Raw genomic sequence first — 21112 nt, 5'->3', positions numbered from 1 at the left:
CAATGAAAAACTTCTTCCGCAACCATCCGATGGTCGGCATGTGCATCGCCATGATGGTGGCCGCGGTGTGCACCCAGTGGATCCTCAATCCGAGATCCGGTCCATTCAGCGCCTTGACATGGGCGAATTCACTCACGATCGGTGCCGTGCTTCTGATCATGGTAGCCGGGTTCGCGCTGACCTACGTGGCGATGCGGCTCGGCACCGACCCCACCGGATTCGGATTGGTCCCTGTCGGGGAGGGCTATACGCCCGGACGTCGGCTGAACGTGGATTCGCCGACGGCAACTGTCCGCAGCGCCGACGAGGTGCTCGACGAACTCGACCAGATGATAGGGCTCAGCTCCGTCAAGGAAGAAGTCAACAAGCTGCTGGCCGGCATCGAAGTCGAACGCAAGCGCCGTGAACAGGGCTTACCCGTGGCAAGGGTGAGCCGGCACATGGTGTTCACCGGGCCGCCCGGCGTCGGCAAGACCGAGGTCGCGCGCGCCCTGGGAGAGATTTATCGTTCGCTCAAAGTGCTGCGCAAAGGACATGTGGTGGAGGTGCAGCGCGCCGATCTGGTCGCAGGTTATATCGGACAGACGGCCATGAAGACGCTGGACAAGTGCAAGGAGGCACTCGACGGCATCCTCTTCGTCGACGAAGCCTACTCGCTCGCGGGCGAAGGCAAGGATTTCGGCCACGAGGCAATCGCAGCGTTGATCAAGTTCATGGAAGACAACCGCGACCGCATCATGGTGATCGCCGCCGGATATCCCAATGAAATGCGTCGTTTCATCGCCACCAATCCGGGCCTGGCGAGCCGCTTCAACAGGACCATCGAATTCCCGGCCTATGAGCCGAAAGAGCTGGCTGCGATCCTGCGATTGATGGCCAAGCGCCAACACGTGGAGTTGCCCGACGTACTCGAGCAGAGCCTGGTCCCGTGGATCGAAACCCAGTGGAGAAGCGAGGGCTGGGGCAACGCGCGCGAGATGCGCAACCTTCTTGACAAGGCGTGTGAAGCCCAGTCCTTGCGCGTGGCTGCCGACCCGACCGCCGACATAAGCAAGATCGAGATGCTCGACTTCGAAAGCGTAGGCGTGCCTTTGGTTCGAATGCACGTCCCGCCGCCGGCACCTCCGCCCGTGCCGACCATACCAACTCCGGCTCCTATCGTCGTTGAACACTCGCTGGTGCCTTCTTCCTCGCCTGACCAATTGGCGCCGCGCTCCGGGCGCAGGCTGAAGGTTGCGGCCACGATCTCCCCTGAACGGACGCTCGATCAGGCGCTGGACCGCCTCGAAGAGATGGTCGGGCTGGAGTCGGTCAAGGAGGAAGTGAACAGGCTCATGTCGGGGCTTGAAGTCGAACGCTTGCGCCGCGAGCAGGGGCTCGTCGTCGCGCCCATCAGCCGGCACATGATCTTTACCGGCCCGCCCGGAGTGGGGAAGACCGAGGTCGCGCGCGCGCTCGGCGAGATCTATCGCTCACTCAACGTGCTGCGAAAAGGTCATCTGGTCGAGACTGATCGTGCGGGTCTCGTCGCGGGCTATATTGGCCAAACCGCTCCCAGGACGCTCGACAAATGCAGGGAAGCGCTTGACGGCATCCTGTTCATCGATGAAGCGTATTCGCTTGCGCGACCGGGTAACGATTTCGGCCAGGAGGCAATCGATACGTTGCTCAAATTCATGGAGGACAACCGCGACCGCATCGTCGTCATCGTCGCGGGTTATCCGAATGAGATGCAGCGCTTCATCAACAGCAATCCGGGCCTCTCCAGCCGCTTTACCAAGACGATCGAGTTTCCGCCCTATGCCGCAAACGGGCTCGCCGCCATTCTAAGGGTAATGGCAAAACGACAAAACTTCGTATTGCCGGATGGTCTCGAGTCCAGCCTTGGTCCGTGGATGAAGGCGGGCATGCGCAACAAATCCTGGGGGCATGCGCGCGAAATGCGAACGCTGCTCGAGCGCGCGCGCGAGGCCCAGGCCACGCGCATTGCGCACGCCCCCTCAGAGGACGTGCGTCAGATCGCCATGGCGGATATTGAGGCGGCCATCCAGATTTCCGGATATCGCGAGACCGTGCCGGAGAAGATCAGCGATACCCTCGTCAAGATTCCCGCGCTCTCTCGCTCGGTCACCCCACTGTCGGAGGGCACATCCGCTCTGCAGGCCGCCGTTGTCACGGTCAAGATTGAAGGTGCTCACGGTAGCGGCTTTTTCATCTCCAGGGACGGATATCTTCTGACCAACCACCATGTGGTAACGGAGAACAAGTTCGTGACGGTCAAGCTTACAACCGGCCGTCAGTTGCCCGGCGAAGTGGTGCGAACGAACAAGACGAGAGACATCGCCTTGGTCAAAGTAAATGAATCGGGAATGACGGCGCTACCACTGCAGCTTGACCTTCCGGAGGTCGCCTCCGAGGTTTATGCGGTGGGGACGCCGCGAGATGAGAAATATTCGACGACCATAACCAAAGGCATCGTCAGCGCTTATCGCACGGAAAACGATCTGACGCTCCTGCAAAGCGACACTGCCATTCATCCCGGCAACAGCGGGGGACCGATGGTGGACCGGTTCAGCAATGTCGTCGCTGTAAGCGTTTCCGGATTCGCCATCTCGGGGGTGAGCACAAGTATCAATTTCTTCATTCCCATCGCTGATGCGCTCAAGTTTCTCGCCGTCGAGCTGGTTAATCAGGACGCGGCACAGCCGTAAACGAAGCAATGGCCCCCGGGATGGAACTGGAACGAACAAACTCGATGACAGCGATTGGCCGGGCAGCGGCCTTGCATATCGCGTTCTGGCAGTACGATATCTGGTACCGTCGCGCGTGGTTCGTCTGGCCGCAAGTGACGGCAATGCTTCTCGCGAGCTGGCTTCTCGCGGGTCTGGTGGGGCCTGAAGCAGCAGTTCCGCTGGGCAACTGGGCCAAGCCTGCCGATTGCACCAACGCGTCGACCCCGGGCTGCGCAGCAACACGGCGCGCCGCGTTTGTCTGGGACGATGAGGTCGCCAGACCCAGTGTCGCCAATCAGATCACGGTCAACGTCGACCGGTCGACTTTTCGAAACTCTGCCGCAGAGGACCAGCCGAAACTCACGGCAGCGCTCGGCGCCTATTATCGCTATGATTGGGCGAAGGCGATCGACATCCTGAGATCGGCGACCGCAAGCGACCCGAACGTTCAGTTCGTCACGGCACTCGCTCTGCTGGTACCAAATTCGACCGACCAAACGCGCGACGCGGAAGCGTTGCTGCGCGAGGCGGCTGCCGGGGGACATCGTCAGGCTGGCAGCGTGCTCGGGCGCATCCTTTTCTCGGGCGTGGGCGGCTTGCCAAAGGATGAGACGGCGGGACGGAAGTTGATCGATGACGCGGTGGCGGCTGGCGAGCCCTACGCGATGCGGCTTGCTGCTGCCGGATACGTCAGTGGCGAATTTGGCGGCACGTACGATACCGTCAAGGCGGTCGATCTCTTGCGCAGAGCGGCGGATAGTGGGGAGCTCATCGCCATGGCGCAATTTGCATTCTGCATCAACACCGGGCGGGGCGGGCTTACCCGCGACGCCGCGAAGACGATCGACTATTTGCGACGTGCGGCGGATGCGGGGTTCGAAGGTGCACAGCTCACGCTCGCGCGGTGGTTCAGAGACCGATATGGCTATCGGGAAAGCGAGGATTTGCCGGAATCGATCAAGTGGTTCGAGCGGTCCTATAAGCAAGGGCACTCGGTCTACGCTCTCGGGGAGCTCGCATACGTCCACAGATACGCGCGGGAGGCGCCGTGGTTCGACACCAAGCTCTCGTTTGAACTGCTCCAGCTTTGCGCGCCTTACAGAAATGCCTATTGCCATTATTGGCTTGCCCGGGCCTACCACGAGGGTGCCGGCACAGCGCGAGACTACACCAAGGCCTACGCTTACTACACGGTTGCGAAAGAGCTCGGGAGGCAAGATGCGGCCATCAACCTTCAGAAGCTGGATGATTTCCTCCAACCTGCCATCAAGACCAGCGCAGCGGAGCTGGCCAAGAGCATTTCGGCGGGCCTCAAGCCGGTACCACGCGTGATCCTGCTGGAAACGGCGGAGACTGAAACAGCAGGTCCATCTCCGTGGCCTGACCCCAGCCAGCGACCGGCATCACCTTAATCTGCCAACGAATGGTCTTCTGGCTCGTAACTATTCAAGCGTGTGCGAAGCATGGGATGGATCTCCAAAGGATTGGTCGGCTCCATCCCCGAAAGCAAACCTTTGGCGTTCACGGAGAGAGGGCAGCCAAGGATCAAACTGCGACGTGGCGGGAAGGGCCGCCTTTGGCGTGCAGAGGACATTGGTCGACGCCCGCGGCAGAGGAAGCACGGCTTCGCCTCACACGCAGGCGTTGATGGAACCGGAGCTCAGCTCGCGTTGTTTGCGGACCGGACCAATTCGTCTCGCAATGTGGGCAACAGAGAAGCCCTCGTATACGTAAGTATAGTCGTCACAAGGCATATTCCTGAACGATCATTGGCCACTGCGAGGCCAGGTTCGATCCGCCATGTATCGTTGGCGATCGCCGGGGCTATCTGCCGCTCCGGGGCTAGGGACAGCCCCGCTACCCGGTGCGGGAAATTTGTCGATTTGATCCATCGCTCTTGAGCAAGAGTCGACTATGCAAGATCCGGTTCAAGTGCCGTCGGTCGCGCTCGATTCGAATCAGCGCAAGCGTTCCGAGGAGGCGCTGCGCGAGAGCGAGGAGCGCTTTCGCACCTTGGTGCAATTCTCCTTCGATGTGTACTGGGAAACCGACGCGCAGCATCGCTTCGTCCGCCAGGAGTTCGCTGAGACGCTTTCCGAGCCGCCGGTCTCCGAGATCGGCAGGACACGCTGGGAAGTACCTTATCTGGAGCCTGATGAAGCGGGCTGGCGCAAGCACCGGGAGATGCTCGATGCCCGCCTTCCGTTTCGCGATTTCGAACTCGCGCGGCCGACGCCCGACGGCGGCAAGCGCTACGTGTCCGTCTCGGGGCTGCCCGTCTATGACGAGACGGGGCGCTTCGTGGGCTACCGCGGCGTCGGACGCCACATCACGGAGCGCAAGCGCTCCGAACAGGCGCTGATCGAGAGCGAGGCCCGTTTCCGGACCTTCGTGGACCACGCGACAGACACGTTCATGCTCCACTGCGAAGACGGTCGCGTTCTCGACGTGAACCGAAATGCTTGCGATAGCCTGGGCTACAGCCGGGGCGAGCTGGTCGGGGTAACTGCATCTTTCTTCGATCTGGAGATGGATGACGCGACCTGGCGGGTCAACCGCGGGCGCCTCAAGGCCGGCGGCATCGCTACGCTCGAGAGTCGCTATCGCCGAAAGGACGGCACCGTGTTTCCCGTCGAAGTCCGCATGCGTGAATTCTGCGAAGGTGGCCGGCGACGGATCATTTGTCTGAGCCGCGACATCACCGAACGCAAGCGAACCGCCGAGACGTTCCGCGAGATGCAGGCGGAACTGACACACGCCAATCGCGCGGCGGCAATGGGCCAGGTCACGGCTTCGGTGACACACGAACTTAGCCAACCGATCACCGCGATGCTCTGCAACGCAGAAGCCGCGCTGAACTGGCTGGGATCTCAATCTCCGAATTTTGAAAGGGCACGGCAGGCCCTCGCATCCATCGTCGCAGACGCCAAGCGAGGCGGCGAGATCATCGGTTGGATCCGTTCCCTGATCAAGAAAACGCCGGCGCCGAAGGAGAGCGTCGACGTCAATGGTGCAGTCCTGGACGTGATCACCATAGCCCGGAGCGAGTTGCTCAAACATGGTGTCTTGATCCAGACAGACCTCGCTCCGGGTTTGCCGCTCGTGGAGGGCTATCGCGTCCAGCTGCAACAGGTCATTCTCAATCTGATCCTCAACGCGATCGAGGCAATGAACTGCATCGACGCGGGGGGGCGGGAGCTGCGGATCAGCACGGCCGCGGATGCCTCGAGTCGCGTTGTTGTCACCGTGCGGGACAGCGGCCCCGGACTTGACGCAGCAATGGTCGACCGCTTGTTCGAGCCCTTCTACACCACCAAGCCGGGCGGGACCGGCATGGGCCTGTCGATCTGCCAATCGATCATCGAGGCCCACGGAGGGCGACTTTGGACCGGTGCGAATGAACCACGGGGCGCCGTGTTTCAGTTCAATCTGCCTTCGCAGCAGGGGTGATCGCGTTACTGCCAGGCAGTGGAACCGACACGCGCCTCTCGTGTCGCGAGAGCGTCGCCTAAAGCGCGATGAGATTAGGATGAATCGTCATCGCGCTTTAGGTTGTTGTTTACGCATGCTCTTTTCGGAAAACCGCTTCGCACTTTTCCGGATCATGCTTTAACCTGCCTTTGCTACGCGACACCGAGAGCCGGTCTTTTGCAACGCCTCTTCCTCACCAGCCGCCGCCGTAGTAGCGCGGAAACAATGTCGGCCGTCCGGTGATGTAGCTGCGGTTGGCGTAGCCGCCGTAATAGCCAGGGTAATCGCCAGCGGCATATGCGCCGTAAGAGCCGGGGTAGTAGCCGGCGGTCGCATCGCCGCCGTAGTAGCGAGGAAACAGCGTCGGCCGTCCAGTGACGTAGCTGCGGTTAGCGTAGCCGCCGTAATAGCCGGGGTAGCCGTTGACGGCGTAGCCATCAGTGCCATAGGCGCCATAATAGCCGCCCCCGCCGTAGGAAGGCTGATTCCAGCCCCATCCGGTTGCGGCAACTGCCGCTGCGCCCGCCGCCACGGCAGCGCCGCGCGCCAGGGGATGACCATAGTAGCCGCGACCGTAATAGCCGCCAGCATAGCGCCCGCTATAGGCACCGGCCCCGCGCACGACATAGCCGCCGCCAACCGTTCGCCGGACATAGGCATCCGCCGTATCGGCGGTGACCACGAGCAGCCCGAGGACGCAGAGGATCGTTTTCATGTAGGCCTCCTTGGTTTGAAGTTCCTGAGTGGCGCACCACTCGAAGTCCTGTTGAGTAACAGTGCCGACCAAGGCGGTCTCAACTCTGGAAAGCCGAGCGCGCGCACAAAAGAAGTCGACGGCGGGGGTCGGCGGGCCAATATTGCAAAACGACGCGTCGCTGGCGCAAAATCGCCCCCGCCGCAAAGTAGTCATGACTACGCAGCCAACTGGAGTTTATGGATTTGGAACGACTTTGCGTCAGTCCTCGTCGTCGTCGGACTGCATCGCCCTGCGCCGTTCCGCGACATCACTCATATCGCGAAGTACAAAGATCGCGATGGCCGCCATGCGCTGCCGCTGTTCGGGATTAAGGGTTTTGTAGAGTGGCTGCCAAGCCTCGGCGAGTTTATCCAGATCGGCTGATCGTTGAGCCAATGCTTCCGAGCGTCGCTGCAGAAAGGCGATAGGGTCACGATTGCGCAAGGCTTCGACTCGGCTTTCGTCGGCTCGTCTACCCACTGTTTCCTGGATTTTTGCGACCCGCGCTTTCCGATCCTCCGCCCTGGCACGGATAGCGCTCTCCACAGGCGGCCAAAGTTTTTCCTGCTCGGGTGTCAGTTGCAACGCCGCCTTTACCAGATCAATCCTCATGTCCGTCAGGTTATTGCGGTCCGCTGCATTTAACCGTTCCGGAGAGGCGGAAGACGAAGGCTGCGAGTTTTGGGCGTTGGCAATAGAGGATGAAATAACGAAGAGTGCGGCCGTTCCGGCCGCTACTATTTTCAACATCGGAGATCTCCTAGGTGATAGGTGGCCCCCTAAGCACCGCGCAAAATGATTGCGCACTTCGAGATCTCGTTGACCTAAATCAAGAGAACCAAGGAATTGCTCTCGCGCGCGCATCGACCTTGTGCCGGCGAACAAACATCGCGGGCCAAACATCCGCCACAAACCACAATGCGATGGCCCGCCAGTGGTACTGCGATCTTCCATCATTGAATTGCAAAGGGTTCCGCTATGGAACAGTGCGCGTGCATCCACCGCGCAACAAACGTTGCGGTTAGTTTAAGCGGCGACCATGAGTCGCTAATGGACCCCCGACGTCACAGCTCAACCATCTTCGGCCACTATTTCCGGCCTGATGTGCATCGGCGGACGTGCGCATCACATCTTCAACTTGGGTAGGGAATTTAATGAAAATTCTGTCTGCGCTGCTCACGGCAGCGCTCTTGCTCGCGGGCATAGGGTCAGGCCATGCGGCGGTTCGGATTGCGGACGACCCGGGTGGGCAGATTGGGGAGTACCTCTCGAAGTACAGCGAACTCCGCGCTTCAGGCCAAACGGTGATGATTGATGGTCTTTGCGCTTCGGCCTGCACCATCCTCCTCTCAACAATCCCTCACGACAAGATTTGTGTCACCTCGAACGCGACACTTGGGTTCCACGCCGCCTATGATTTCGTCGGCAATGGCCGAACTGTCACCAATCCCCAAGCAACCCAGTTGCTCTATTCGGGGTATCCATCCCAAGTGCGGCGATGGATTGCGAGGCGCGGTGGTCTTACCCCCAGAATGATCTTCCTTCACGGCAAACAGCTACAAGCCATGTATCGTCCGTGCTACGTCGATGCCCGTGCTCCCACGGGGATGCCAACGCCCTCTGCTTTGGTCGACCAGGACCAGCGTGGCTTCCTCGCCAGTTTTGGCGCCCGATTGGCACCAGTCCGCAAATAGATGTCTCGGTTCCGTTAGCACCTCCGCTCTCGCTCAATCTCCTGCGACAGCAAACCGAATCCTGCATCTAGAATTCAGTCAAGGAGTCTTGATCGTGTTTCGCTTGAGCGCCGCAATCTGCGGCGCGGTAATGACGCTTGCTATCTCACCTGTTGCCATGGCCCGAAGTGAAGTCGGTGCGGCTCGTTCAGATGCCCTCAATAATGCCGCCTCTGGGCCCGCGGTCGTTGGCGCAGCATCCATGTACAACCCGTTCCGGCCCGGATGGCGGGAGGGTGGCGTGAATACAGCCTCCGGGGAGCGCTATGATCCATCTGCATGGGCGGCCGCCATCAAAACGAATTTGCGTAAGATGTTTGGCGGGGTTCAGTATGGCACGAAGCCGAAATATGCCCTCGTTGAGGGAGCGGGCAAGAAAGCCATCGTCAAAATAAACGATGTAGGACCTCTCACGCCCGGTCGCATCATCGATTTCAATGAGCGGACGATGCGCCATTTCGATCCGAGTCTGCAACGGGGGGTCATTGCCGACGTCAAGGTTACGCCACTTTCAGGCGACGATTGGATACCCGGACCAATTGCCTAGACGTGATTGGAGGCGAGCGTAGTTGCAGCACCACAAACGTCCGCTTTGCGCTGGGAGCTGCACTCCCCGCCGAGTCCCACATTAATCCTAAGCGGACGTCTCGCCCATGCGCGAGACGTCGGATTATCGAGGCCCGCCGTCCTGGAGTTTGTGTGAATCCATGGTGGATTGCCGCCAGCTTGCAGGTGGGACGCCGACGAGGCGGCGGAAGGCGCGGCTAAACGCAGCCTCGGACTCGTAGCCGACGCGCCCTGCTATCTCCCCAAGACCAAGCTTGCTTTCGCGCAGCTGGCGCCGCGCCACATGCATTCGCCATTTCGCCAGGTATTGGATCGGTGTCTCGCCAACCAGTTCAACGAAGCGCCTGGCGAGCGCCGCACGAGATGTGCCGGTTTGCTGTGCCAACATTTCCACCGTCCACGGTCGTGCCGGTTCGGCATGCAGCAGACTAAGGGCTCGGCCAACATGCGCGTCGTTAAGTCCAGCGAGCCAGCCGCCGTGTCCCTCGCTGATATAGGAGAGTTGCCAGCGCACAATCTCCGTGAAGAGCAGTTCCGACAGTCTTGCCAGTATAGCCCGGTTGCCGGGGCCTGGCTTGGCGGTCTCGCTGACTAAATGGTCAATCGCTGCGGTCCACCAGCGCGGGTCATGATCCAGAGTGATCGGATCCGCATATTTACCCACGTCAGTGAAGGCCTCGAGCCTGACCGCACCATCACGCACCCGCACGCATGTGAGAGCAGGCATAGCGTCGTGAAGGGGGCCGAAGCGCTGATCCGAATGCAGGAAGCCGCACACGAAGCGACACTCGTCACCCCCTCCACCGTGGTGCAGGATGGAAATTTGCCCCGGAGAAGGTCGGTAGATGCTGCCGATGGGGACCGGCGTCAAGCCAAGGTCGCTCGCCAATGTATGCTGAGCGCCACGCGCGAACACGACGACATCACCCTCTTCGATGGGAATGGGTTGGACCGCGCCCCAGGATAGCCAGCACCTGCCCGCTGTCGCGATGTGGAAAGGAATGATGGCCTCTGCCCCGGGAAGGAGGCGTTGCGCCAGCATCTCTGGTGGAGACGACAAAATTGACCACGGGCGTGTGAACTCCCCGCAAAAATGGATAGCACCCGAGAGGCGTACGACGCGCAGAACTTCGGACAAGACGTCCATCCGAGTCTCCTCTCACGCTCGCATTTCATAGCCGTAGCGTCCGGGCAATGACTCTGAGCGTCCCGAGCATTGTGTCGAGGCTAGCATGGATAGATGTTGACGCAAGAGAACCCATGAGGGCGCAATGCACGGCAGATTTCAAAAGCGCGTGCAGCGCTACGGCTGGGACAAGGCCGCGAATTACTATGAGAATCTGTGGCGGGAGCAGCTCGAACCCGCGCAGGCCGTATTGCTCGACTTTGCCGATCTTGTTTCAGGCGAGCGCGTTTTGGACGTCGCGTGCGGCACAGGCCTGGTAGCTTTTCGAGCCGCGTCGATCGTCTTGCCTTGCGGAGAGGTCGTCGGCACGGACATCTCCGGACAGATGATTGCCACCGCGCGTGACATCGCAAGAGCAAGGGGTGTTGCCAACACGGTGTTCCACCGCATGGATGCAGAACAGCTGGCACTTGACGGTGCTTCATTTGACGTGGCGCTGTGCGCCCTTGGCCTCATGTATGTACCTCATCCGGAAATCGCCCTTGGCGAAATGCACCGCATCCTGAAGCCCGGTGGCCGGGTCGTCTGCGCGGTTTGGGGCCAGCGCAGCGAGTGCGGTTGGGCGGAAATCTTTCCTATCGTCGACGCTCGCGTGCACTCGGAGGTCTGTCCGATGTTTTTCCGGCTCGGTGCCGGTAATGCGCTGGAACAGGCGTTCGGAGCCGCTGGCTTCGGCCAGATTGAGTGTAGGCGCCTGGAGACGCGGCTTCACTACGCAGGTGCCAACGAGGCATGCGAAGCCGCGTTTGTCGGCGGGCCCGTCGCCCTTGCCTATAGCCGGTTCTCCGAAGAAACCAAGGCGGAGGCGCGCGATGACTATCTACGATCCATTTCACCTCATCGGCAAGGCGAGAGCTACGCGATACCGGGAGAGTTTGTGATTGTTGCTGGAACGAAGTGAGGGAGGAAACAAAAATGTCGAATCTGCAAGCGCGCGGTGCATTGGAACGAGCGCAGAGAATCTTTCTCGAAAAGCCCGCGGCGGCGCGCAAGGCCGGCTCGACCGCAACCGCCGTCTGGCGCAACGGTCTGTCCTGCGAGATTACCGGTCCTGAAGGGGAGAAAGCCACGACGGACATGCCGGAGCCGATGGGAGGCAAGGGCGGCGGTCTCAGTCCCGGATGGCTGCTGCGCGCTGGCATGGCCTCATGTGCTGCTACCTCCATCGCGATGCGCGCTGCCATGCTCGGTATCGAGCTGAGACAACTCGAGGTTTCCGTGAAGAGCGAGTCCGACGCGCGCGGCCTTGTTGGCATTCCCAATGCGCCCACCGCATTTGGCGACATACGCATGTCAATCAGGATCGGCGCTGATGGCGTGGAAGACTCCCGGTTGCGCGAGCTAGCGACGTGGGCCGACGCTCACTCGCCCGTGAGCTGCACCCTACGTGATAGCCCACCGGTGACCCTCGATATATCGCTAGTTTGAGTGGACGGCTGCCGGGATGAATTCTTCGCATTATGACCCAGAGCGGTCGAGCCGCTGCCGCTGCTCAGACCGCTCGAACTTGGACAAGCCGCTTGATCGCGTACGCGTCGCCGGCGAGTGGGCTCGATGCGAGCGACGTCTTCACCCCACTGCCCGAGTGCCTCCCATCCCATTGGCGACATCAAGGGCACTCCTCGTCGAGTTGGCTGACAAAAGACATTTAGGGGAATGTCACCTGTTGGCCCTTAAATGTTACCTATTGGCCCGAAGGTGTTGTCCCCGGAAGGTCTGCTCACGCTCGACTGTTGGGGTATAACCAGACGCCCCGCGCCCGGGTCGGACATGACGCGCATGGCCCAACTGCGACATTGACCGCGATTCTTTCGCCCCCTTCCAACGATTGCGCCGCATCGCTAGGATCAACGATCCTGAAGCCTGAGGTTCGAGCATGAGGCGCCGGGATGTTCTTGTATGGATTGGCAGCGCGGTCGCATGGCCCATCACCGCGCCAGGAGCTTGGAGCGCCGGCCCGCCGGCCAAGATTGGCTGGCTCAAGATACAAGGCCCCCGTCACTCCCCTGATCAACTGAAAGCGTTCCGCGAGGGCATGGATGCGCTCAGCCAGATCGAGGGACGCGACTACCTGCTGGTCGAACGCTACGGCGAAGACAAGGAGTCACGATTGCCGGATCTCGCGGCGGAGCTCATCGACCTCGATGTCCGACTCATCTTGGCGACCAGTCAGCCTTCGGTCGCGGCAGCCGCGCGTGTCACCAAGACAGTGCCGATCATCGGACGTCTTAACGATGATCCGGTCGAGAACGGCATGGCCAGGTCGTTGGCCCGGCCAGGTGGCAACATATCCGGCGTCTACAGTCTCGCCGAGGAATTGACCCCAAAGCGGCTGTCGCTGCTCAAGGAGGTCGTGCCGTCGGCACTCCGCGTCGGGGTGCTGTTGCGCAATGATTGGCCGAATGCGCAGCGCGCCTGGCAGGCCGAGGAAGAGGCGGCGAAACAGCTGGGACTTGAACTCGTCGCCTTGAATGCTCGCTCGGCCGGCGATCTTGCCGCAGCCCTCAGCGAGGCAGGCGCGGAACATCTCGACGGCATCATCGCGTTCCGCAATCCGACGGTAGTGACCAATCTTAAACTGATCGCCGAGCAGTGCCGTAAGCTCCGGCTGCCCGCCGTATTCGACGCCCGCGAATATGTGGATGCGGGTGGCCTCATGTCTTACGGGCCCAACATCGACGCAATTTATCGCCAGCTCGCGCGCTTTGCGGTCAAGCTGCTCAACGGCACATCGGTGGGCGAGCTACCGATTGAGGAGCCGACCAAATTCGAATTGGTTATCAATCGCCGCACCGCCGATGCCATCGGAATTCGGCTGTCGCCGGATCTTCTGACGAGCGCAGATCAGGTCATTGAATAGCTAAGAGAATGTCGCTTTTGGCTCCGGGGAAGGGGTGTTGAACCATGCTGACGCAAATCTATGAGGTAGCGACACCCGCCGAAGCCAAGGCAATATCGGGAATCGGTGTGGATCATGTCGGCGTGCTTGTCGGCGATGGGTCTTTCCCTCGCGAGCTTCCGGTTCACGTGGCCGCCGCAGTCATGAAGGCGATCCAGGCGCCGTCCGTACTTTCAGCGCTGTTCCTCTCGGCGGATGTCGCTCTCATCGAACGGATGGCCAGGGAGCTTGATCCACCGATCGTGCATCTTGGCGCTTCAAACGAATTGCTTACGCCAGATCATGTCGTGGCGCTGCGAAAGTCGCTGCCAAAAATCAAATTCATGCGTAGCGTACCCGTGACGGGACCTGTGGCGGTGCACGTGGCGCGCACATATGATGGAATTGTCGACTGGATCCTGCTTGATAGTCACCGCATGGGCGATATCCAAATCGGTGCGCAGGGCGTAACGCATGACTGGAGCATCAGTCGAACGATTGTCGAGACCGTACGTACCCCGGTCATACTCGCTGGTGGCCTCGGACCAGACAATGTCAAAGAGGCCATCCGGTCTGTCCAACCCGCGGGCGTCGACTCAAAAACAAAGACCGACCGCGAGGGCACCCACGCAAAAGACCTGGCGAAGGTCGAAGCTTTCTATCGCGCTGCGAAGAGCGGTTAACCAGCTCGGAGGCTTCGACCTTCTGTGGACCATAACCCCAATGCCGACCGAAAAGTCGAAGAGGAACGTCGCGGCCTATTGGGGCTCGCGGCGATGGCGCTCGTCATAGGAGCAGCCACCGGATGTGTTGGGGCTATCTTCCGGCTTTTGCTCGCGCATGCCGATCGTCTGCGCGATGCAATGATCGCCTGGGCCCATGGCCACGCGGTCTGGGGATTCCTGATTGTCGTCGGCGCGTGCGCTCTCGCAACCCTGGTTGCCGCGTGGTTGGTGCGGCAATTCTCGCCGCACGCTTCGGGCAGCGGCATTCCGCATGTCGAAGCTGTCCTGCACGAGGAGATTCCACCGGCTCCGTTTGGTCTGGTGCCAGTGAAATTCATCGGGGGGATACTGGCGATAGGCTCCGGGCTGGCGCTGGGTCGCGAGGGGCCGACCGTCCAGATGGGCGCTGGTATCGCGGTTTTCGCTGCGCGCGTCTGCCGGCTCTGCTGGGCGGACTCCCGAGTGCTGCTGGCGGCCGGCGCCGGCGCCGGCCTTGCAACCGCCTTCAATGCGCCGATTGCCGGGCTCGTGTTCGTGCTGGAGGAGTTGGTGCAGAGGATCGAACACCGTGTTGCCATCGCCGCACTTGCAGCGCTGGCAACGGCGATCCCGGTCGCAAGGCTGCTTCTCGGTGACGCGCCCGACTTCCAGGTCGGGCCGCTGAGCTATCCCAGCGCTGAGTCCGCCCCGCTGTTCTTTGCTCTGGGTGGCATCGCGGGCCTGCTGGCCGTCGCGTACAATCGCAGCCTGCTCGCGACCATCGCAGTTCGTGACCGGTTCGGACGGCTACCGATGGAGCTCCGCGCCGGATTGATTGGCGCCAGCGTCGGCATACTGGCCTGGTTCGCGCCCGAACTGGTCGGCGGCGGAGATCAGATCACGCAGCGCGCGCTGATCGGCCAAGAAAGCGCAGTGATCGTAGGGGGCGCATTCCTGGTCCGGTTTGGGCTCGGCGCTCTCTCATACGCCGCGGGCACTCCCGGCGGACTGTTCGCACCCTTGCTCGTGCTGGGAGCCCAGTCTGGGCAGCTGTTCGGAGCGGCTTGCCGCCTTGCATTCCCGACGCTCGCGATCCCGCCGGAAGCATTTGCATTGGTGGGCATGGCCGCTTTCTTCACCGGCGTGGTACGTGCGCCGGTGACCGGCATCGTTCTCGTCGCCGAAATGACTGGTAACGTGACAATGCTGCTGCCGATGCTGGGTGCCTGCTTCATGGCGATGCTGCTACCCACGCTGCTGGGCGACGCACCGATCTACGATTCCCTGCGTGAGCATACGCTGCGCTTGGAGCGGCAAATCAGACGGAGAGGACCGCTGAAGGCCAACCAATCGTCGACAAAGGCATAGCGCACGGCGCTTGCCTCGACCGCCGCCAGTGGCCCCAACTCGGCCGTTGCACGGTCCATCCCGAGCCTCTTTCATTCACCACGTGCTGGGGAGTTGTGAGCAGGAAGTTCACTACTGCGATCTTGCCGCCGCGGTTCCGCATCGCTAAACAGCACCGCAGAACGTGGTGCATTGGATGAGATAACGCCAATGGTTGTGCCAAGGCGTATCCTCATTCTCGGTCCGAGTGGCGCCGGCAAATCGACGCTTGCGCGCCGCCTTGGCGAACGCCTTGGGCTTCCCGTCGTGCATCTTGATGCCCTTTACTGGAATCCGGGGTGGTCGGCTTCGGAGACCGGACTCTTTCGTGCGAGAATGGCTGAGGCTGCCGCACGTGACGCCTGGATTATTGAGGGCAATTACTCAAGCCATCTCGATCTTCGACTGCCGCGGGCCGAAGCCCTCATCTGGCTCGACCTGCCGCGCTACGTTTATTTTCCGCGAGCGGTATGGCGAAGTATCCGAAACTACGGCCGCGAACGCGGTGATACCGGGGCCGGAAACCCCGAACAGTTCGACTGGTCGTTTTTCAGAGACTGGGTTTGGACCTATCCAACACGCAGCCGAGCCCGACATGCAGAGCTTCTGGCTAATCTCCCTCAGGGGATCCGCGGAATCATTCTGAGATCACCGGCCGAGGTGCAGAAGTTCACAAGCAACTTGCCGCGTTCCCTGATCAGCGTCGGTAAAAGCTGACGGTTTGGGGGACGCTTTATGAAGGCTCTATCCGTTGTCAGGCCGAGCGGCAGCAAGATTGCAGCAGGTCTCAAGACGCTGGAGGTCCGGCGCTGGGCACCCGACATCTCCCCGGCGGAAGATTTGCTGATCGTCGAAAACGGCAGGTTTCTCTGCGAAGACGGCGATGAGGACCGCCATGGCCACGCCGTCGCTATCGCCAGGGTCTTGGCTGTGCGGCCTTTTGTCGAAGCTGATATCGAAGCTGCCTGCGCCAGCTACTTTGAAGAAGGATGGCTGGCGTGGGAGCTGACTGACATTCGCCGCGTGGCATCGGAGGTGCAGATTCGGGCTGCTCGTGGCATCTACGAAGTGGATGCCAACCTGCTTCTCGGCAAATGATCGCAAAGTCCACCATCGGCTCGCCTGACGATCCCACCGATGGTTCGGGTTCGAAGCCGTGATTGCGAGCCTGGGAGCTCACTTCGGAAACAGCCTGTCCCGGATGTAACGCGATGTCGGCGTTAGTCTGAGCCCCCGCGGTTTGCACCAGACCGCCTTGTCGATTTCCTTCTTGTCTCCGATCTTCAACTCGCCGGAGGCGTTCTTCGCCAGGAAAATCGCATCGCTCATCTTCCGCCCGGTTCGGCGGTTTTTCTTCTTGACCTCCTTCCAGAGCTTCAAAGGACCGGGCTTCAGGTTCGGCAATTCTTCCCCGATCTCGCGGCGAAGGCACTTCCTATCACTCTCACCTGCACGCCTGCGGCCGCCCGGGAACATCCAGCGCTTATCGCGCCGTCGTCTGACCAGGAGCACGCGCCCCTTCTTTGCCGCAACCAGCTTGGAGGATTTTGCCATATCGCTGCGAATCGCCTTCACTAATGAGTATCAGTCTAGACCGGTCGGCTCGGCCTTCAACAACGGGCGCTGCGTTTGAGACCCTGTATTATCCCGGTATTGGGCGAGGCCGGAGCGTGACCAAGTTTGCCCTGAGCGCTCTCGATACACCAGCAGCGCATCACGATCTTCCCCGAACTTCACCTCTCAAATCGGCCGGGGCCCTCCATTGCGCCAGTCCGAAGCGAATGGAAGGAGAACAGAACCCATGCCGGACGAGGTCTCGCGTCGCCAGTTTGCGAAGATCGCGGGGCTGTCCGCAGTGGGGATCGCGGCCCGGAGGATGCGTCGAGGGGACCGGCAGCGGCGCCGCGCCCGGCGGGAGGCTTTCCGCCGGGCTTCCTCTGGGGCACTGCGACCTCGTCCTACCAGGTCGAGGGTGCGGTCAACCGCATTCCCCGTTGCGCAGCTACCACCTGAACGAGGCCGACAGCTCGTAGCTGCGTGGGGCGCCCAGGATAATCTGGTCGGTGTAGCCCGGATCGCCCCATGCTGCATAAAGCTTGTTCGTCAGGTTCCTCACGCGGAATGAAATCCGCGTTTGGTCGACGCCGCGAAAATACGATTTCGGCACGTCCACGAAGGCGAATGCATCGAAGATCGTGTAGGCGTTCATCGTCACCAGATTGTCCTGGAAATTGAAGCGGTCGCCGACGTGACGGACGGAGGCTCCAATCTCGACCGGCCAGGCCGTCTGGAAGCGATAGGAGGCGCCGGCATTGGCAACGAAGTTCGGAACGTTCGGCGGCGTCATGCCCGAATAGGACTGGAACACGCCATTGTCATCGACGTAGCTGAAGTCGACGAAGCGCGACTGCACGAAAGCGACATTGCCCCACAGCTTCAGTCCTCCGAACGGATTGGTCGCGGCCGCGAGCTCAATGCCTTTGGAGGCGATTTTGCCGGCGACGTTGAAGACGATGCCGCTTTCGGGAACGTAGACGTTCTTGCGCTCGATATCGAACACGGACGCGGTGAACTCGGTTCGCTTGTCGGCCGATTGCACCTTCACGCCGGTCTCGTATGTCCGCGACGTCGTTAGCAGCAACGGCACCGAAGGCGCGAGGATGAAGATGTTGGCGACCGTCGGATCGGCTGCGGTTGCATACTGGCTGTACAGCATCACGCCGGGCGCGATGTCCCAGGTGTAGCCGATGCGGCCGGTGATGGGATTGAAGGTGGTCGAGAACGGATAGCCCTTGGCAGATTCCAGCACGCCATCAGGGTCGAAGCGCGTGCGGTCCAGCTTGATGTCCTCGAAGCGGATGCCGCCGATCAGCGCGAAGGTCGAGGTCAGCTTGATCCGGTCCTCGAACGACAGCGACGCAGTGTTGACGCGGGTGTAGATCTTCTCGTCGCTGCGGGGCCCATAGAGCCCGCGATCCGGATTGAGCAGGTCGACATAGTCGTTGAAGAACAGCGTGTCCTGCGAGACGTTGAACTGGTTGTTGCTCGCCATGACGGTGGCGACGAAGCGGTTGTCCAGGCCGCCGATGTTGGAGTTGACGGTGAGGTCGGTGATGTTGCCGTAGAGCTGCTGCGCGTGATCGAGCGCCAGACGCTCACGATAGATGCTCTGCGCACCGGCAAAACCGCCGACGGTCTGGTCAAACGACGAGATTTCGTTGTTGAACCAGTGCCTGTGGGCGTCATAGCCGTAAACCTGGCTCTTCAGCGAGACGTTGTTGGTGATGTCCCACTGGAAGCCACTGCGCAGCCACAGCTCGCTGGCGCCGCTGTGATTGTCGAGCACGTTGTAGTTCGTGGTCAGCGTGCGCGCGTCGATGGTGACCGGGACCGGCGTGCCGCCGCCAAGGTAATAGTTGCTCCAGACCCCGGAGACGATGCCCGTTGTCGGCACGATGCCCGGTGCATTCGCCGGCACCAGCGGTGTTCCCCAGTAGAAGCGGTCATTATCCTGCCTGTATTCGGCCGCGCCCCAGATCTTCAGGCTGTCGTTGACACGATAGTTCAACTGGCCGGAGACATTGCTCAGCTTGGAATAGGTGTCGTCGATGAAACCCTTGTCGTTGAAATGGCTGATGTCGAAGCGATAGTCGAGGCCGTCGATCAGCGTGCTGCCGCCCGACCCGTATCCGGCGCGGTAGCCGTTGAAGGAATCGTAGGAGGTGAAGGCATCGTTGACGATCGGACCTGTGTGCGGCGCCTTGTTGACGTAATTGATGGCGCCGCCGGTCGCGCCGAGGCCCGCCACCAGCGAGTCCGGTCCCTTGATGATCTCGACCTGCTGCAAGCCGGCCACGTCCATCGGACGACCGGTCATGGTCGACGGCCCGATCGGGATGCCGTTATAGAGGGTGCTGATCTGGTCGCCGGCAAAGCCGCGCATCGAGAAGATGGCGGGCGCGCCCGGCGCATCGCCGCCGATCACGCCCACCGCCGCCTTGGCAACTTCGGTCGTCGTCCTTATGCCCTGATCCTGCATCGTCTGCTGGCTGATCACCTCGACGGTCGCCGGCATTTCCCGCGCCGTGATGCCGAGGCGCGATCCGGCCTCGGTGACGACATTGGTATTCAGCGGCGTCGGGGCGGCACCATTCTGAGGCTGGGTCGTCGGAGTGGCTGTAGCTACGGGTGCCGGCTTGCGTGCAGCAGCACGGCGCACAGCACGCGCGTCCTGATTGTCGGCGCTGACCGCGCGCGGCCGCTTCGGAGGCGGAGAGACCACCACCGGCTCGAGCTCGGATTTATCCCGGGCCGCAGTCTGCGCAACGGCAGCCGTCGATGGCAGCAGCGATGAAAGAATTGCGATCAGGACCGGAGAAACCGCGGTCGAAGAAAGATAGCGGCGCGAGGTGCGCTGATGATCTGGTGCGGCACCATGGTAGTAGCTGAAATTTTTCACGTAAGCGCTCTGCGGCGAAGCAACGAACCGTCACCGCGGTCGCCTTGGCAATCTACCTTCGCCCCTTGCGGTAGATGCACCGGCTACTCTTTACGACACCGAGGCACCCCGCCCGACGCGTTCGCGCATGACCATGACCGGTAGCAGGTTTCCTGGCTCGCGGGTCGTCGCCTCCGACCACCTTCCCAGAGCCCCGATGGCGCTCCAGTGGTTTGTTGGTCGTCGGCTATCCGCTCACAGTTGCGGGGGCAGCCGCGGATTTGTCCGCCAAAACGGACGCACCGCATTCCCTTGAAGAGCCCTTGCGGACACCACCGCTGAAAAAACTGGCATCCGCGGACTGGGCGCGTCAACGCGTGGTCACCATCACGTCCGTGCCAAAATGTCGCAGTTAGAGAAGATGGCTACTCGAGCGTGGCGCGCCGGCAACTATCTGTCCAGTATTCCCTACTCTCGGCCCGGCCCGATGAGGAACGGATTGCGCATGCTGGCCGAATCGCGAGATGCGGAACGAAGGGCGGCAAAATTCCCGCATTCCACAAGCAAATCGGCGAGCGCGACTTGATCACTCATTGACACTTCGCTCCGAATATCTCCATATATGGGTGTCACGGTCCTACTGCGTCGCAAGATGTAGTGGTTAAGAGGGAAGCCGGTGAACTGCGCCTTTGGTGCGGAATTCCGGCGCTGCCCCCGCAACTGTCAGCAGCGAGCTGCTTCCGGACAACGTCACTGGTGCGCCTGCGCCGGGAAGACAGGAAGCAAGCAACGACCTGCGAGCCAGGAGACCTGCCGTGACGATCTGAACGTCCACGGGCGGGGTGTCCCGGCGGTCGCTTGCACGCACCGTCCGGCAACGCATCTGCCGGCGTTCCGGCAGCGTCCTTCCTTATCGCCCCGTCCAAACACAACGCGCGCATCACGGGGCCCTTTGATGTCACTGAACCTGCACGACGCGGACACCGCTTCCGCACCCATCATCCAGTTGCGTCCACAGTCACTTGCGGCTGCTTCCAGCGAGCCGGCCATGCAGATCATTCGCCGCAACGGGAAGGTCTCGCCGTTCGATTCCGCCAAGATTGCGGTCGCAATGACCAAGGCTTTCCTTGCGGTAGAGGGCAGCACTGCGGTTGCTTCGCGCCGCGTTCACGAGAGCGTCGAGCAGTTGACGGCCGAAGTCGTGGCAGCCCTGATGCGCCGCGCAGGTGAGGGGCGCACCTTTCATATCGAGGACGTGCAGGATCAGGTCGAACTCGCCTT

The 21112-nt window shown here is 61.2% G+C and carries 19 protein-coding genes and 2 riboswitches; of the genes, 14 read left to right on the top strand and 5 right to left on the bottom strand.

Features of this window, described 5'->3' with window-relative positions:
- Nucleotides 1-2: 2 nt before the first annotated feature.
- The 3 genes from SO156_RS24750 to SO156_RS24740 all read left to right on the top strand — a co-directional run bounded on the left by SO156_RS24750 (nt 3) and on the right by SO156_RS24740 (nt 6182).
- Nucleotides 3-2711: an AAA family ATPase gene (locus tag SO156_RS24750; RefSeq protein ID WP_498536556.1), complete on the top strand. Its 2709-nt coding sequence runs from the start codon at nt 3-5 to the stop codon at nt 2709-2711.
- A gap of 44 nt (nt 2712-2755) precedes the next feature.
- Nucleotides 2756-4144 carry a tetratricopeptide repeat protein gene (locus tag SO156_RS24745; protein ID WP_498536555.1) on the top strand — a complete coding sequence of 463 codons (1389 nt, stop codon included), beginning with the start codon at nt 2756-2758 and terminating at the stop codon, nt 4142-4144.
- Between the two features lie 502 nt (nt 4145-4646).
- Nucleotides 4647-6182, top strand: a complete 1536-nt coding sequence (locus SO156_RS24740; RefSeq protein ID WP_498536554.1) for a PAS domain-containing sensor histidine kinase — start codon at nt 4647-4649, stop codon at nt 6180-6182.
- Between the two features lie 214 nt (nt 6183-6396).
- Here SO156_RS24740 and SO156_RS24735 read toward each other — a convergent pair whose 3' ends face one another.
- Together SO156_RS24735 and SO156_RS24730 are read right to left on the bottom strand one after the other, a co-directional pair.
- The gene (locus tag SO156_RS24735; protein WP_458146789.1) at nt 6397-6918 is read right to left on the bottom strand and encodes a hypothetical protein; all 522 of its coding nucleotides are present in this window, start codon (nt 6916-6918) and stop codon (nt 6397-6399) included.
- A 240-nt stretch (nt 6919-7158) separates the two neighbouring features.
- On the bottom strand, nt 7159-7689 hold the full coding sequence (locus SO156_RS24730; protein ID WP_458146790.1) for a Spy/CpxP family protein refolding chaperone: 531 nt from the start codon (nt 7687-7689) through the stop codon (nt 7159-7161).
- A 404-nt stretch (nt 7690-8093) separates the two neighbouring features.
- Between SO156_RS24730 and SO156_RS24725 the strand changes: the two genes are divergently transcribed.
- Nucleotides 8094-8633: a hypothetical protein gene (locus SO156_RS24725; RefSeq protein ID WP_458146791.1), complete on the top strand. Its 540-nt coding sequence runs from the start codon at nt 8094-8096 to the stop codon at nt 8631-8633.
- A 91-nt stretch (nt 8634-8724) separates the two neighbouring features.
- A complete protein-coding gene (locus SO156_RS24720; protein ID WP_458146811.1) occupies nt 8725-9219 on the top strand; it encodes an RlpA-like double-psi beta-barrel domain-containing protein in 495 nt (164 codons plus the stop codon).
- A 123-nt stretch (nt 9220-9342) separates the two neighbouring features.
- On the opposite strand, the gene SO156_RS24715 is transcribed toward SO156_RS24720, so the two are convergent.
- Nucleotides 9343-10386: an AraC family transcriptional regulator gene (locus SO156_RS24715; protein ID WP_458146792.1), complete on the bottom strand. Its 1044-nt coding sequence runs from the start codon at nt 10384-10386 to the stop codon at nt 9343-9345.
- A 124-nt stretch (nt 10387-10510) separates the two neighbouring features.
- On the opposite strand from SO156_RS24715, the gene SO156_RS24710 reads away from it, so the two are divergent.
- The 7 genes from SO156_RS24710 (at nt 10511) to SO156_RS24680 (ending at nt 16491) form a co-directional block, all read left to right on the top strand.
- Nucleotides 10511-11326: a class I SAM-dependent methyltransferase gene (locus SO156_RS24710; protein ID WP_498536553.1), complete on the top strand. Its 816-nt coding sequence runs from the start codon at nt 10511-10513 to the stop codon at nt 11324-11326.
- Nucleotides 11327-11340: 14 nt separating this feature from the next.
- Nucleotides 11341-11853 (top strand): OsmC family protein, encoded by a 513-nt coding sequence (locus tag SO156_RS24705; RefSeq protein ID WP_458146794.1) that lies wholly within the window; start codon nt 11341-11343, stop codon nt 11851-11853.
- A 448-nt stretch (nt 11854-12301) separates the two neighbouring features.
- Entirely contained in the window at nt 12302-13285 is a 984-nt protein-coding gene (locus SO156_RS24700; protein WP_498536552.1) for an ABC transporter substrate-binding protein, read from the top strand.
- A 44-nt stretch (nt 13286-13329) separates the two neighbouring features.
- The gene (locus SO156_RS24695) at nt 13330-13986 is read left to right on the top strand and encodes a phosphoribosylanthranilate isomerase (RefSeq protein WP_458146796.1); all 657 of its coding nucleotides are present in this window, start codon (nt 13330-13332) and stop codon (nt 13984-13986) included.
- A 24-nt stretch (nt 13987-14010) separates the two neighbouring features.
- Entirely contained in the window at nt 14011-15375 is a 1365-nt protein-coding gene (clcA, locus tag SO156_RS24690; protein ID WP_498536551.1) for a H(+)/Cl(-) exchange transporter ClcA, read from the top strand.
- A gap of 189 nt (nt 15376-15564) precedes the next feature.
- Nucleotides 15565-16110: a P-loop NTPase family protein gene (locus tag SO156_RS24685; RefSeq protein WP_498536550.1), complete on the top strand. Its 546-nt coding sequence runs from the start codon at nt 15565-15567 to the stop codon at nt 16108-16110.
- Nucleotides 16111-16128: 18 nt separating this feature from the next.
- Nucleotides 16129-16491, top strand: a complete 363-nt coding sequence (locus SO156_RS24680) for an ASCH domain-containing protein (protein WP_498536549.1) — start codon at nt 16129-16131, stop codon at nt 16489-16491.
- A 78-nt stretch (nt 16492-16569) separates the two neighbouring features.
- On the opposite strand, the gene SO156_RS24675 is transcribed toward SO156_RS24680, so the two are convergent.
- Nucleotides 16570-16947: an NUDIX hydrolase gene (locus SO156_RS24675; protein WP_458146800.1), complete on the bottom strand. Its 378-nt coding sequence runs from the start codon at nt 16945-16947 to the stop codon at nt 16570-16572.
- Nucleotides 16948-17091: 144 nt separating this feature from the next.
- On the opposite strand from SO156_RS24675, the gene SO156_RS24670 reads away from it, so the two are divergent.
- The gene (locus SO156_RS24670; protein ID WP_498536596.1) at nt 17092-17406 is read left to right on the top strand and encodes a family 1 glycosylhydrolase; all 315 of its coding nucleotides are present in this window, start codon (nt 17092-17094) and stop codon (nt 17404-17406) included.
- On the opposite strand, the gene SO156_RS24665 is transcribed toward SO156_RS24670, so the two are convergent.
- Nucleotides 17396-19762, bottom strand: coding sequence for a TonB-dependent receptor (locus SO156_RS24665; protein ID WP_498536595.1), 2367 nt, complete (start codon nt 19760-19762; stop codon nt 17396-17398). The genes SO156_RS24670 and SO156_RS24665 overlap by 11 nt on opposite strands.
- 215 nt (nt 19763-19977) lie before the next feature.
- A riboswitch (cobalamin riboswitch) is annotated at nt 19978-20183 on the bottom strand.
- 263 nt (nt 20184-20446) lie between these two features.
- Nucleotides 20447-20663, top strand: a riboswitch (cobalamin riboswitch).
- A 123-nt stretch (nt 20664-20786) separates the two neighbouring features.
- Between SO156_RS24665 and SO156_RS24660 the strand changes: the two genes are divergently transcribed.
- Nucleotides 20787-21112: ATP cone domain-containing protein (locus tag SO156_RS24660; protein WP_498536548.1), on the top strand; the 326-nt coding region annotated here is incomplete at its 3' end.

The organism is Bradyrhizobium sp. UFLA05-125, from assembly GCF_059803515.1.
This window is presented reverse-complemented; position numbering and strand designations above follow the sequence as displayed.